The sequence below is a fragment of the Umezakia ovalisporum Ak1311 genome (assembly GCF_029891685.1).
GTDB lineage: Bacteria > Cyanobacteriota > Cyanobacteriia > Cyanobacteriales > Nostocaceae > Umezakia > Umezakia ovalisporum.
The window spans coordinates 56,159-70,725 of the sequence record NZ_JANQDJ010000080.1 but is presented as its reverse complement, the minus strand read 5'-3'; the positions used below and the strand labels follow the sequence as shown (position 1 = coordinate 70,725).

The 14,567-nt window shown below is 42.9% G+C and carries 11 protein-coding genes; 5 read left to right on the top strand and 6 right to left on the bottom strand.

Annotated elements, in window-relative coordinates:
* From NWP25_RS15880 to NWP25_RS15860, 5 genes are all read left to right on the top strand, one after another.
* Positions 1-1,125 (top strand): lamin tail domain-containing protein (locus tag NWP25_RS15880; protein ID WP_280699749.1); only part of this gene is annotated, 1,125 nt, incomplete at its 5' end.
* A 345-nt stretch (positions 1,126-1,470) separates the two neighbouring features.
* Complete coding sequence (gene abc-f / locus NWP25_RS15875; protein ID WP_280652154.1) at positions 1,471-3,165, top strand: ribosomal protection-like ABC-F family protein; 1,695 nt, start codon at positions 1,471-1,473, stop codon at positions 3,163-3,165.
* Positions 3,166-3,329: 164 nt separating this feature from the next.
* Positions 3,330-4,931 carry a 2,3-bisphosphoglycerate-independent phosphoglycerate mutase gene (gene gpmI / locus NWP25_RS15870; RefSeq protein WP_280652118.1) on the top strand — a complete coding sequence of 534 codons (1,602 nt, stop codon included), beginning with the start codon at positions 3,330-3,332 and terminating at the stop codon, positions 4,929-4,931.
* Between the two features lie 86 nt (positions 4,932-5,017).
* Positions 5,018-5,251 carry a preprotein translocase subunit SecG gene (secG, locus tag NWP25_RS15865; RefSeq protein WP_280652119.1) on the top strand — a complete coding sequence of 78 codons (234 nt, stop codon included), beginning with the start codon at positions 5,018-5,020 and terminating at the stop codon, positions 5,249-5,251.
* Positions 5,252-5,269: 18 nt separating this feature from the next.
* Complete coding sequence (locus NWP25_RS15860) at positions 5,270-6,052, top strand: peptidase (RefSeq protein WP_280652155.1); 783 nt, start codon at positions 5,270-5,272, stop codon at positions 6,050-6,052.
* 100 nt (positions 6,053-6,152) lie between these two features.
* Here the strand turns inward: NWP25_RS15860 and NWP25_RS15855 are convergent, their stop codons facing one another.
* The 6 genes from NWP25_RS15855 to NWP25_RS15830 all read right to left on the bottom strand — a co-directional run bounded on the left by NWP25_RS15855 (position 6,153) and on the right by NWP25_RS15830 (position 14,510).
* Complete coding sequence (locus NWP25_RS15855; RefSeq protein ID WP_280652120.1) at positions 6,153-7,301, bottom strand: glycosyltransferase family 4 protein; 1,149 nt, start codon at positions 7,299-7,301, stop codon at positions 6,153-6,155.
* A gap of 347 nt (positions 7,302-7,648) precedes the next feature.
* Positions 7,649-9,259 (bottom strand): MFS transporter, encoded by a 1,611-nt coding sequence (locus NWP25_RS15850; protein WP_280656759.1) that lies wholly within the window; start codon positions 9,257-9,259, stop codon positions 7,649-7,651.
* Positions 9,246-10,133, bottom strand: coding sequence for a DNA repair protein RecO (gene recO, locus NWP25_RS15845; protein WP_280656754.1), 888 nt, complete (start codon positions 10,131-10,133; stop codon positions 9,246-9,248). The genes NWP25_RS15850 and recO overlap by 14 nt, the downstream gene beginning before the upstream one ends.
* 402 nt (positions 10,134-10,535) lie before the next feature.
* Positions 10,536-11,228, bottom strand: a complete 693-nt coding sequence (deoC, locus tag NWP25_RS15840; RefSeq protein ID WP_280656755.1) for a deoxyribose-phosphate aldolase — start codon at positions 11,226-11,228, stop codon at positions 10,536-10,538.
* Between the two features lie 177 nt (positions 11,229-11,405).
* The gene (locus NWP25_RS15835; RefSeq protein WP_280652123.1) at positions 11,406-12,575 is read right to left on the bottom strand and encodes a DNA cytosine methyltransferase; all 1,170 of its coding nucleotides are present in this window, start codon (positions 12,573-12,575) and stop codon (positions 11,406-11,408) included.
* A 465-nt stretch (positions 12,576-13,040) separates the two neighbouring features.
* The gene (locus tag NWP25_RS15830; RefSeq protein WP_280652124.1) at positions 13,041-14,510 is read right to left on the bottom strand and encodes a YcjF family protein; all 1,470 of its coding nucleotides are present in this window, start codon (positions 14,508-14,510) and stop codon (positions 13,041-13,043) included.
* Positions 14,511-14,567 lie beyond the last annotated feature (57 nt).

Sequence of the window (14,567 nt, the reverse complement as noted above, 5' to 3'; positions counted from 1 at the left end):
GTCAAAACTCTTTACCAAAATAATGGTAACTCCATTACTGATTTACAACCTAATTCGCCACTTAATCATATCGTCCTCGCTCATAGTAATGGACAAGGGTTGATTGCTACTGCTGAATTTATTAAACCCTCACCACAACCCTCACCACAACCCCTAGCAGAACCCCTAGCAGAAGTTAAACCACAACCCGTAGCAGAACCAGTAGCAGAACCCCTAGCAGAAGTTAAACCACAACCCGTAGCAGAACCCCTAGCAGAACCCCTAGCAGAAGTTAAACCACAACCCGTAGCAGAACCCCTAGCAGAAACTTTAGTTAGTGACGCAGAAGAATTTACCATTACCGTGACTAAAGATGTCACTATTTCTAGACTGGTTTATAAAGGTGAAGTCAAACGCACTCAAGCTGATGAGTACATAGAGATTACCAACCTGGGTAACAGTACAGCTGATATCTCTGGGTGGAAAATCACCTCGGCGGGTAGTGCTAAACAAGTATTCACTTTCCCTCAAGGAACTATTTTAGAAGGTGGTAAGAATTTCCGGGTTTATACAAATCAAGAACATTCTGAAAGTGGTGGTTTTTCTTTTGGTAGTAAAACTGCTATTTGGAATGATGCTGGGGATGAAGCTAAACTCTTTGATGCACAAGGAAACAATGTTTCTACTTTCGCCTATGGAAAGAACACCATTGGAGGTATCAAACAAGAGTTGAAAGTTACTCAATTGCAGTTTATTGCTACTCATGTTGCAATTAATAAACAAATGTCTTTAGGTGGAAAGGTAACATTTACTCAAGCTTTATCCTCGGCGATTAAGAGTTTTATTGAGGATGACAGCGACGTTAACAGTCCTTTAGCACAGATTCTTAATCAACCTCATAATTTTGGATTTGCTGATGGTGTTACCAAAGCAATAGCTGGGGAAAAAGTCCGTTCTCTTCTCAATGGAGGCGGAGTCTTGAGCTTATATCCTACTGCTAAAAATGCTGCTCCAGAAAATGGAGAAACTGTAGACAAATATTGGATTTTTGCTCTATCACTAGGGGTGATGGGTGAAACCACCTTCTGGGCTATTGTACCCCGTTGTGGTGAGCCGACAGCTTATAACTACAGTTTGCATAAATAGCGCCCCAGTCCCTATACCCCTTCCCTGGGGATAGGGAAAGATGGGACTCAAAGGGTTGAGTGCTGAATGTGCAAGTCCTTTACCTTATACCTTATGTGGGATAAAATTAAAGGGTAATCAAAGACAAAGCATTGCAAGTTAGAATTTCTTTGCTTCCAGCGACTAGAGATGTCAAGAGTCTCTACCCCGCTTTGGTAAGGGTAGGAACTTCCCCAGGTTTAGCGGGAGAAAAAATAGCTGAAGCTGAAGACTTAAGTGGATAAGGTTGAGTTAATTATTGTTAATATTAAAAGCAGTGTTAGTACTTCGTTCTTAACTAGCCATACCCTACCTGAGAGAAACTTGATGCTGCGACTAGAACATATCAGTAAAATTTATCCCACAGGCGAGGTTCTCAAAGATATTAACTGGGAAGTCAAACCAGGCGATCGCATTGGCTTGGTGGGTGTTAATGGTGCGGGAAAATCTACCCAGCTAAAAATTATCAGTGGGGAAATTGAACCAACCGCCGGCGAAGTAATTCGTCCGTCAAATTTGCACATAGCTTACCTCAACCAAGAGTTTGAAGTAGATCCGGGGCGTACGGTCACAGAAGAATTTTGGCGAGTCTTTGCACAGGCGAACCAAGTACAAATGTCCTTGGCCCAAGTACAGCGGGACATGGAAACCTCCAGCCCAGAAGAACTGGATAAACTGATTAACAAACTAGATAGGTTACAGCGTCAGTTTGAAGCTTTAGATGGATACAACTTAGAGGCACGCATCGGGAAAATCTTACCAGAAATGGGGTTTGATGTCGAAGATGGCGATCGCCTCGTCAGTGCTTTCTCAGGTGGTTGGCAAATGCGGATGAGTTTGGGGAAAATTCTCCTGCAAAAACCGGACTTATTACTACTGGACGAACCGACGAACCACTTAGATTTAGAAACCATAGAGTGGTTAGAAAATTACCTGAAAGGACTGACTACCCCCATGGTGATAGTCTCTCATGACCGGGAGTTTCTGGACCGGCTCTGCACTCAGATTGTGGAAACAGAACGCGGTGTTTCTACCAGCTACTTAGGTAATTATTCAGCATACTTAGAACAAAAAGCCGAAAATCAACTAGCACAGTTAAGCGCCTACGAACGCCAACAAAAAGAAATAGACAAACAGCAAGCATTTGTAGATAGATTCCGCGCCAGTGCGACCCGCAGTACCCAGGCTAAAAGCCGGGAAAAACAACTGGATAAAATCGAGCGCATTGAAGCACCCACAGCCAATGTCAAAACTTTGCACTTCCGCTTTCCTTCGGCACCCCGCAGTGGTAGAGAAGTAGTGGAAATTAAAGATTTAACTCATGTCTATGATGATAAAATCCTATTTCTGGGAACTAATCTGTTAATTGAAAGTGGCGATCGCATAGCCTTTCTTGGTCCCAACGGTGCGGGCAAATCTACCCTCTTACGGGTAATCATGGGTATGGAACAACCCACGGAAGGCACTGTGAAACTAGGGGATCATAATGTGATACCCAGTTACTTCGAGCAAAATCAAGCGGAAGCCTTAGACTTACAGAAAACAGTCATGGAAACAATTCATGACGAAGTATCCCAGTGGACAAACGAAGAAGTACGTACACACTTAGGAAGGTTTCTGTTTACTGGAGATATGGTATTTAAAGCAGTGGGAGCCTTAAGTGGGGGAGAAAAGGCGCGTTTAGCCTTAGCAAAAATGCTGTTACGTCCAGCTAATTTACTGATATTAGATGAGCCAACTAATCATTTAGATATTCCAGCCAAGGAAATGTTGGAAGAAGCGCTACAAAACTATGATGGTACAGCCATATTAGTTTCCCATGACAGGTATTTTATCTCGCAAGTGGCCAACAAAATCGTAGAAATCCGCGATGGTGAATTTCGTGTGTACTTAGGAGACTATCACTACTACCTGGATAAAATTGCAGAAGAAAAGGAACAAGCTAAGTTAGCTGCAATAGCCGCCGAAAAAGCGGCAAAGAAAGCTGCCAAAGCTGCCAAGTCTTCTGGAAAAAAGAAATAATAGAACTACCCAGTGGTAGCCATTAAAGGCTACTATTAATTAATAACTAAATCACCTCAGAGAAAAATAGAGATAACAGTTATTAAATAAGCAGAAATTCACTTGCGCTAGAGATTAGCAGTGGTATTATTCGGATATTACAAAAAGTAAAGGGCAATTTTACTATGACCAAAGCACCTGTTGCTCCTGTGGTGCTAGTCATTTTAGACGGATGGGGCTACTGCGAGGAGCAGCGAGGAAACGCTATTGTCGCTGCTAAAACTCCCATTATGGAAAGCTTATGGAGAGCTTATCCCCACACCCTCATCAGCACATCAGGAAAAGCCGTAGGGTTGCCAGAAGGTCAGATGGGCAACTCGGAAGTGGGTCATTTGAACATTGGCGCTGGACGAGTAGTACCTCAAGAATTGGTACGCATCTCCGATGCGGTGGAAGATGGTTCCATACTCACTAACCCAGCACTTGTCAAGATTTGCCAGGAAGTTCGCGCTGGTAATGGCAAGTTGCATCTAGTGGGACTTTGTTCTGAGGGAGGGGTACACTCTCATATTACCCATCTCTTCGGACTGCTGGACTTGGCCAAAGAACAGGAAATTTCACAAGTTTGTATCCATGCTATTACCGATGGTCGTGATACAGCCCCCACCGAGGGGATAAAAGCAATCAAGCTATTGCAGGATCAGATAGACGAAAAAGGAATCGGGCGCATAGTCACCCTTAGCGGTCGTTACTATGGTATGGATCGGGATCATCGCTGGGATCGTGTGAAACGCGCCTACGATGTGATGACACAAGATACTGGGGTTGATGGTCGTCAGGCCGTGGAAATCCTAGCAGCATCCTATGCTGAAGGTGTGAAGGACGAGTTTATCAATCCAGTCCGCATTGCCCCCGGCGCTATAGAACCAGGGGACGGTGTGATATTCTTTAACTTCCGCCCAGATCGTGCCAGACAGTTGACACAAGCATTTGTCAGCCCTGACTTTACAGGTTTTGAAAGACAGCGAATTCAGCCGTTGTCCTTTGCTACCTTTACTCAATACGATTCAGACCTATCGGTAACTGTAGCTTTTGAACCGCAAAATTTGACTAACATTTTAGGTGAAGTAATTGCTAATAATGGTTTGCGGCAATTTCGCACTGCTGAAACTGAAAAATATGCTCACGTCACCTATTTCTTTAATGGTGGACTGGAGGAACCTTTTGCTGGGGAAGACCGAAAACTCGTAAGTAGTCCCACGGTGGCAACTTATGACAAAGCCCCTGCAATGTCCGCAGCAGGAGTTACAGATGTGGCCATCGCTGCTATTAATCAAGGTATTTACTCTTTAGTGGTGATTAACTATGCTAACCCAGACATGGTAGGGCATACTGGTCAAATAGAAGCCACGATCACAGCTATTCAAACGGTGGATCAGTGCTTGGGTGCCTTACTCACCAGCATCAGCAAAGCCGGAGGTACAGCAATTATTACTGCTGATCACGGTAACGCAGAGTATATGCTAGATGAAGAAGGTAACCCCTGGACAGCTCACACCACTAACCCAGTGCCCTTTATCTTAGTAGAAGGAGAGTCCATAAAAATCCCTGGACATGGTACAAATGTTCAGCTGCGAAGCGATGGCAAGCTAGCGGACATTGCACCTACCATTCTAGAGATTTTACAGTTGCCGCAACCATCAGAAATGATGGGGCAATCGTTATTGATACCAGCCCGATATGACATGCAACAACGCACTCGTACTCCCGTGGAAGCTGGTATGTAAAAAGCTTAGGAGTGGAGAGTTTTCTCACTCCTACACTTGTGAGTTTTCATCCCAATTTCAAATTTGTTATAAGAGAGTTTGCTACCATGACAATTACTAATGTTGTGCAAAGCGTTTGGGCACTTTCTGCCATTGGTTTAATTATTTTGGTCTTGTTACATAGCCCCAAAGGCGACGGTATTGGAGCCATTGGTGGACAAGCCCAATTATTCAGCAGCACTAAAAGCGCAGAGGACACATTAAACCGAGTGACCTGGGTACTGACAGTGATTTTTATGGGTTTAACAGTGGTCTTAAGTGCAGGTTGGCTACCTAAATAAAAAGATGGGAATAGGATGATGGGCACAAAAATTCAATACCCAAAACCTAAGACCCGCCAAAAATTAAACACAGGACCCTTCCTAGCAGTTCTGAGCTTATTAATTGTCCTAGGGCTGCTAGTTACTTTTACTAGCCTGCCATCTATGGCTGTATTAGAAAGCACAGACCAAAACAGTTCTCGCCCCACTGCCCCATATCCTCATCCTCTACCACCCACACTAGCGCAATGGCAAGATCAAACAAACAGTGGTGACTACTTTTCCCAACTGGAAAAAACCCAGGTAGGTTATTTAATCTGGTCGCAATTTCCTATTAGAGTGTACTTAGAAATACCACAATTAGCCAATCATACCCATGCTCAACCATGGTTGAGCAGTGTCTTACAGATTGTGCAAGAGTGGAATGCTTATTTGCCCTTGGTGGTAGTGGAACAGCGGAATATAGCTGATATTGTGATTGTACGCCAAGCCCCGGCTCTGCAATTTTCCCGTGGTCATAATTTGCCCCGTGCCCGTTCTGCACAAACAAGTTATGAGTTATACACTAGCAACAATGTTTTATTCCACCGTTGCACTATTTTATTAAGTCCTAGCCAAACAGGAGTGTATCTACAAGCAGCCGCTCGCCACGAACTCGGTCACGCTCTAGGAATTTGGGGTCACAGTGACTTACCCAGTGACGCTTTATACTTTTCTCAAGTTCCCGACCCGCCGCCCATTTCTCCCAGAGATGTGAATACCCTCAAGCGAGTTTATGAACAGCCAACAAATTTGGGATGGTCTTTAAACAAATTGTTTTAGCTGTGATGGTCATTGATGGTCATTAGTCGTTAGTTAACAGTCATATTCAATGGTTAACTCAAGACTAATGACTGATGATTCCCTGTAGTGTATTGATATTTCACCCTATGGGACTGAGAGGTACACGGCGCTGTGCTAAAACTTCTTTGTATAATTCTTCTAGTTGACTAATATTTTTAGTCAGGGTATAGCGTTCTAATACACGCTGTCTAGCTTTCTCTCCCAGTAGAGTGGTTAACTCAGGATGGTCTTGGAATAGTGGTAAGAGTGTTCTTAATTGGGCTCGCACAGTTTTAGTATTCAAAATTACACCTGCCCCCCCTTCTAATACCTCTCCATCTGCACCCACATCTGTGGCTAAACAAGCTATTCCACATGCCATTGCTTCTAAGAGAGATAAAGACAACCCCTCCACTAATGAAGGTAAAATAAATACATCCGCATTCCGTAGAATTTCGATGCGTCGCTGTTCTTCTGCCACAAATCCCAACCAGACAACGCCGGATTCCAAACCATAAAATGCTTCCAAAGAAGACTTTAGGGGACCATCACCCACAATCAGCAACTTACTACCAGTCCTCATTTTTGATTGCTTCCAAGCACGCAGAAGGGATTCAACGTTTTTTTCTGGTGCTATGCGACCTTGATAAACAAACAAACGTTCGGCTTGGAACTTTGCTTTGATTGTAGAGTCACCAGGAGAAAACTTGGTAGTATCAACTCCATTGGGAATCACGGCGATATTGTGTTCACCCACACCCATACGTGCTAATAATTCTCGCTGAATTTGGGAAAATACAATTACACGGTCATAGTGACCCAAAAAAGGTGCGTAGAGTTGATAAGCCAGAAGCTGTGTCCCCGATATAAATTTTGCCCCCTTACCGGCAAATGGTGTGTGAAAAGTAGCTATGAGAGGCAAATTCAATTGTTCGCAAATTTCCGGGAGTAGAAAGTCAAGGGTAGATAAAGTCAGGGAAGCATGAACTAAATCCGGCTTAATTTCCCGTAGGGACTCGGTTAACAGTTTGGTCGCCTTAAAACTAGGGATTGTATAAACCTGGGATTTATAGATGAAGGGTAGGGAAACTTCTTGGAAATTTGGCCAATTATCAGGTTCAGATTCTTCTTGAGCGAAGTGGAGAAAACTAACTTGGTGTCCCCGGTCAAGCAAGGAATTGGTAACTTCTCGACTGTAGGTGACATTGCCACAAAAGGGTGATTTCTTTCCAATCCAGGCTATACGCATTCTTTATTAGTTGTCAGAAAAGCGGGTTTGATATATCAATTTTTTACTTGCTTGTCTTTGATTCTGTTGTAATTTTTGGCTGTTTAGGTTGCATAAAACCTCACACTACCCCAGACAGTAAGGCAAGCTTTTTTATTATTAAACCTGTGCATTGATAGATGCAAACTTCAAATATTAATTTGTTAATGGTTCTTTTTAATAAAAGATTAGTCTTACTAATATCAAATTGATACTCAGCAAGTCTGTGATGGATTTTTTCTTAAATAAGTTTAGCACGAAACCACAACTTTTTGGAAAATTTGTGATGCTAAGAATGTATGAAATTATAGCTCGTTGAACATTGATAACTATTCACGAGAGTTATACAAAGTTAATATACCTCCTAAGAAGACAGTCACAGCTAATACCAAAAAAACTGCTTGTAATCCCATGAAAGCTTCAGCAACCCCGGCTAACCCCAAGGGCAAAGTCAGGGCAATATTAATGACATTATTTTGTAGACCAAATACCTTACCGCGCATATCTGAAGGAGTTTCCCTTTGGATAGCAGTTTGCATAGGGATACCCACTAGCGCCCCAAAGGCACCCAACAAGGCTACCAGCACCAGAATTATCCATAGTTGTGTAGTGAATACCGATAGACCAGTCAGAGACCCTGCCATACCCAGGCAACCGCCGAAACTCAGTTGAGAGTAGGAGAAGCGTTGACCAAACTGACCAAGAATTGTCGCCCCAGCAGCCATGCCAACACCACCAAATGCCAGTAAAAAGCCAAACTGAGATGCTTTTAAGTTAGGAATTATTTCTGCCATCCGTACCGCGAGAACAGTTAATGCCGCAAAGACAGAAAACAAAATAGTTAGTTGTAGTAAAGCATTGCGGACACGAGAATTAGCTTTAAGGTAGGAGAAACCATCTCGCAAATCAGAGAAGACGTGAGGAAATTCTGTGTCGGGGTGGTGGGGTTTTTCTTGAGTTACCAACAACAACAAAATGAATCCCGCGATGGCATAACTACCACCTACCAAAAGTTCTTTACCTAATCCATCGCTGCCACCGATTTTTAGCCAGATTGTATCGGCGATGGCTAACAGTGGTTCTCCAATGGCAAACCCGACAATCACCGATGCCATCATTGTTGTCGTATACAGAGAATTAGCCGAGAGTAAATGCTGTTCTTCTACCACCAAAGGAATTGCTGTTTGTTCGGCGGGAGCAAAAAACTGTGTCAGTGTGGAAACCAAAAAAGTCACAACCAAGATAATACCAAAACCCACTGGTAGAATACCAATGGGCTGCCAATCATGAGTCAACCACAGTAACAAGGGAATTGACAAAACCAAGATACCACGCCAAGCATTAGTTGTTACCAGTACAGTCTTTTTTGACCACCGGTCAACAAAGACACCCGCCACAGAACCAAACAGTACAGCGGGAATGGTAAAAGCCATCATTAAAGCTGATACCCAACCGCTAATACTTTGATCACTCCCCTGAAACTGAGTATTAATCAAACCAATCATTAGCACTAAATACACCTTATCTGCCATCTGGCAAAAAACCTGACCACCCCAAAGAGCAAGAAAATTGGGATTTCGTAACACGGGTAAAAACCCTTGCTGTTGACTATTGTTTCCTGTTCCTGTACCACCATCAAGATCAGACCCATGTATTTTTGCCTGTGCTGTTTCTGAGGCCATGGCTACTGACAAACTTTTGCCATTGCCATTGATGTGGTCTTGAGATTCTCTTGTAACATCAGTTTTTGGTATTTCCAATGTTTTGTTTTGCTTATTTTCAACAACTGTAGGCTTTTCTTGGCTATTGATTTGGCTGTTTGTAGACTTGGGAACAGCACTCAAGTGATTTTTAACTGTAGGATCTGATGCCCCATTCTGTGTTTTGGTGTAGCTTGGTGACGAAGGTAGGATTTTTCTATCCAAATCAGACGGTTGCATCATGGTTAGCAGCAAAATAAGAGTCAATCAAGGTGGCAGAGCGAATAGGGCGACCCAAATGATATTGAGCATACTGGCGCAAAATCTGCTCAACAGATAACCAGTTGTTATTTTTGGTAGCATCCATTCGGATCATATCGGGTTGTGACAGTTGTTGGAGCATACCTAGCTGCGTAGCATCCAAGCGACAAGAAATAACTGGTATGTCTTGCCGATGAACAACTGTTTGGTAACCTAAGTTTGGGTGATAGGTTGATGGAGTGAGAAGGGGTTTAACTCTATCTTTTCCTAAATTTTCCCAAGCCTGTAAACAGACTGTACCACCAGCCGTAACACTAAATCCTACTCGCCAGTTCTGGTCTGTAAAATCTGGCTTTAAAGACTGTTGCGTTAAGCAACAGACTTGTACTTGAGGTGACAGACCTGCTAGAGCAAAAAAGTGAAACACTCCATGAGCTAAGTAAGCATAAATACTAGATTTATCTGTTTTAGGCAATACTTCCAATTGATGAAGATATTCATTCAGTAACTCATAAAGTTCTCCTTGGGGTTGTTCACTCAAAGCCTGACACAGGACTATCTCTGCTAAGTACTGACCTGCGGCAAGTTTCCCCAAATCTTCAGCTAGACCTGGATAAGTTTTTACAGTTTGTGCTTGTGTAATTTTATCAAGCGATCGCCCTTTAGCCATCAGTAGTTCATTAACCACGAACATGGCACTCCTGCTCCCAAGGCTGGAGTTTTGTTTGCGTGCCCCTGGTGCAACTGCTCGAATCAAACCGAACTCTCGTGTCAAAATCGTCACTATTCTATCTGATTCTCCCAGTGTTTGGGCCTTGAGATTAATTCCAGTTGCTTTATAGGTTCTACTCATTAGTTATTAGTCATAGGTCATTAGTCATTCATCATTAGCCATTACTGAGAAAAAACAAATGACTAAGGACAAAAAACGCATGACTACTCACCGAAACCTCAGACCGAAGAAGCCGTTATATAAAACCCACTCAAATCTACTTCGAGCTTTGTTTACTTCCTGCTTCATCTTGGAAGTGTCGGCACTACTCAATCCACAGGCTAACACTGCCTAACTGGCAGCTTTTGATACACCAGTTTCTCCACTGGGGGAGACCCCAAGACCCTTTAAACCTCTTTAGTCCTCGATTTCTAGAGCAGGGGACTTGGCACTTTCCTTGGTAGGACTGGAATGATAGTCCTCAAAGGTAGTATGGAAGGTACTGAATTTGGTCAGATGATGGCAATTTATGCGCCCTCCCATTTATGGGAGGAGTTTCTGACCCCTTTCCAGGTTATCGCGTTGGCGGATCAAATCGATACTCCGAGAGGTGCCTAATCTAGTAGCACCGACTAGGATTAACTCTATAGCTTCATTGTAGGTGCGAATACCCCCAGAAGCTTTAATTCCCACCCTCTCTTTTGTAATTTCCTTCAATAACCGCACATCAGCCACGGTAGCACCGCCATTCCAACCTGTACTGGTTTTTAAGAATCCTGCTCCTGCTTCCATAGATATTTCTGCGGCCAATTTTTTTTCGGCATCAGTCAGGAGGTTAGTTTCCAAAATCACCTTGACTGTTTGCCCAGTTTCTTCGCAAATTTCCGCAATTTCGCGGTGAATGGCTTCTGTATTGCCCACCTTCAACCAACCTAAGTTGATCATCAAATCCAGCTCAGTTGCGCCATTTTCTGTAGCTTCTTGAGCCTCATACAGCTTAACCGCTGAAGTTGTCGCCCCCATAGGAAAGCCAATCACCGTGCAAACTTGGGGCTGTTTACCGTGGAGCAGTTCCGCTGCTTGCTTCACATAGCAAGGGTGGAGACAAACTGCGGCAAAATTAAATCTATATGCTTCTTCACACCATTGCTCAACCTGCTCTGGAGTAGCCGTTGGCATCAGCAGAGAATGATCGATAAATGGCGCAATATCAATATCAGAGTAATTTGCTGCCATTGTGTGTTTTGCCAATCATAGTCGTTGGTTATTAAACTTTATAAAAAGTTTGTTAATTTTTTATATATATATTAAAGCATATATATCGTATCATAGCCATCAAGTTTTTGAGATCACCCCTGCTGTCACTTCGGTTAAAGTCCTCCCTCTGCTCATTGGTCAGGATTGAAGTTGACATCAGACATTTCTCATATAGTGAGGGTGAGGATATTTTTTCACCCCAGTTGGTAAGAAGTCCAGGATAATTTGAGCTAGTGCCTTTGATGCCAAATAAGGTACACCATTGCCGATGGTTTTAAACATATTAGTTAGGTAAATATCCTCTGGAAGGATAAAGTTTGCAGGCAAAGATTGAATAGCTAAAGCTTCCGCTACGGAAATTCGCCGCACTTTATAAGGATGTAAATGTACTTCATTATTACCATAGCAAGCTGTGGGAGAGTAACGCCATCTGTGCAAACGTTTAAAAGATTTCTTAGAAACATCTCCCTCATCAACAACAGCAAATTTAGCTATACCTGCCCTTGGTTTAAAATAATGTTGGGCATTGGGATGATTCAACACGTCATTTTTTCTAAACCAATATTCAACTGTTAGTTCTTCCGGTATATTTTCTGGGCAAGGTGTTATAGAATTTTCTCGGAATGTTTCGCACTTCTGCCAAGGGTAATTAAAAACTTGTTCTTGGGGATATAAAACTTTATTTTGCCAATTAAAATGTCTTTCAGCTATTAATTGGTTAATACCAATATCCTTAAGGAAATTATCTCTGAACCCAACCAGAATAATTCTCTCTCTATCCTGGGGTACACCGTACTCAATAGCATTAATTAACCGTTCTGTTAATGTATAGCCTGTTTGGATTAACTTGTGCTTGAGGTATTCAAAAAATAATCGGTGTTTTTTCGTCCGCCACAAACCTTTGACATTCTCGAATAAAAAGAAATCTGGTAAATTTCGACAAATTAATTCTACGTAACAAGCCGAAAGTTTACCATTATCTCCTAAAATTCCTTTATTTTTTCCCCCAACAGAAAAGTCGGGACAGGGAGGACCACCAATAAAACCAAGGATAGGATGAGAGTTGCGGCAATCTTTAACTAAGTCACAGAGGCGTTGTGCTTCCACCCCTTCCATAAGTTTGCTGACATCCGCTGCTTCTCCATGGTGATATCCATATTCTGGCTGTGGGAGTTGAAGAATTTCCCGTGCATAGCGGTATGCTTTCATGAACGGTTCAAATATTTCGTTGACGTAGACAATATTAAAACCGCTAGTTTCAAAGCCTAAGTCAAGGAAGCCTGAGCCAGAAAAGAAGGAAAAAACACAAGGATAAACAACCGTCATAATATTAAATTGAAGATTATGCTTACTGGAATCCTCCCCTCGCCTAAAGGCGAGGGGATTCTAAACTGTTGCTACGGGGAGGGCTAAAGCCACTCCCCTCCTCTTAAACAAATCATATCGCTGTGGCAGAGTGAAAAATGCCCTACCCACCTCCACCAGACTTAAGTCTAGCTGTGTGGCTAGTTTTCTCAAAATGTTTGCAGCAAAACTCCCATGTGCGGAAGTTAATAGTCCCCTTGCAGATTTATATAATCCACCCTTTACCCTTTGTCCTGGGGGTTTCCATCCTGGGGGTTTTTCACCATACTTGTAGAGGTTATAGTCATCTAGGTCAGACCCTTAATATTTTAAGTCTTGCAAGACTTCCTAGGCACCGGCATTCCCGAAGTAACCCTCTCCAAAGTTGTAACCTCTACTTTGGTTGTCGAAGGACTACCTCAGCAAGTTAGGACGTAGATTACAAAATCACCGTACCTTTAGGTTAACAAAGTGTGAACCCACAACTTCAGCCTGTGCTTGTGGTAACAAACGGTCTACACCCTGGTTAACAAACCCTGGCAAAAAACTCATCTGCTGGTTATGCTGAAAGACATTTTCTAAAGTTTGCCGCAATTTGTCCCAATTCAAAGCATTTCCTGAATTCATCGCTAATTCCTGCTGTTCAAAATATTCGACTAAACTTAACCCTGCTACTCTGGTCAGGTAAGCTGCACTGACACCCTGAACTAAACCACCAGCAACAAAGGTGACAGCATTACTTTTCAAAATAGTGCTCACAGCTTTTGTGGAAAGTTCGACTAAACCTAGTTTCAGCATCAAACTACCCATGGTCCCGGCTAAAGTTTGCCCTTGTTCCAGGGAAAACTTCTGCTGATAGATATTAGCTAAATCCATGACCATTTGAGCATTAATTGCCGCAGTGGCCAGAATATCCAATGCTGGTACTGGGTTTGCAAAGGCAGCAGCTGCAGTTACCCATTGATATTGTTCAATAATAGGGGTGGCGCCATGGCGTCTGGTGGTATTAAGGCAGTTTTTGGCTTCAGCTTTCAACAACTCGGCTGTTCTCAAAGTAGTTGTCCACACTAGTTGTTGTCCTTGCTGCACCAAAACTTCTCTCAACTGGTCTGTTAATTGCTGTATATCTGGCGCGGGCTGTTCCATCCACTCTTGCACAGTACCATCACCTTGATGCTTCCGGACTTTAATAGCCATGGGAGAGGCCGCAGTTGCAACTACATTTTCCCGCATTCGCTGTTTTAAGGACAGCAAAACACTAGCACGTTCATCTGCTAAATACTGGTCTTGTTTGTTGAAAACTACGATAGCAGGCTGATTTGCTGCTTTTAACTGCTGTAAGCTTTGAAATTCTGAGTCTGTTAAATCACCATTGGTTAGGAACAGAACAAAATCCGATTGTTGGACTGCTGTTAGGACAGCCGCATCTGAATCGTCAGCCAATTCTCTAAACAAAGGCTGTGTTTCCCAGAAACTGACTTTTTGCTGTGGTTCTTGCCAACTGCTGGACTTTAGTACTTGAATTAAGGTGCTTTTGCCTACAGATTTACCACCAGTAACAGCTACTTTAATTTCTTGTCTGTCTAATTCCGGCAGCAATTGGGCAACTTGTTCTTCTAATGTCTTTAAGGCTATGTGGTTTTCTGCTTCTATTGCTAATTGGTTAATTATGGTTTTAGTTGTGGCGATGGCAGTTTCCACCATTGCCCGATGTACAACAACAGCATCTGGCTGCTTTGAAGTATGTTGGGGGCGATGTTTTTGCAATAACCACAAACCACTACCCACAGCCACAGCACTAAATAAACCAAATTCACTCAGCTGCACTATGGAATCATGCCAGCTTTGTAATATCCACAGGGAAAAGGATAGTCCCAATCCTCCCACCAAAATCGGTCGCTGCAAATTCACAACCATGATACTCCGCGCTTGTTGTCAGGTTTCTCTTACAGAATAGATCAAAATCCTGCCTTT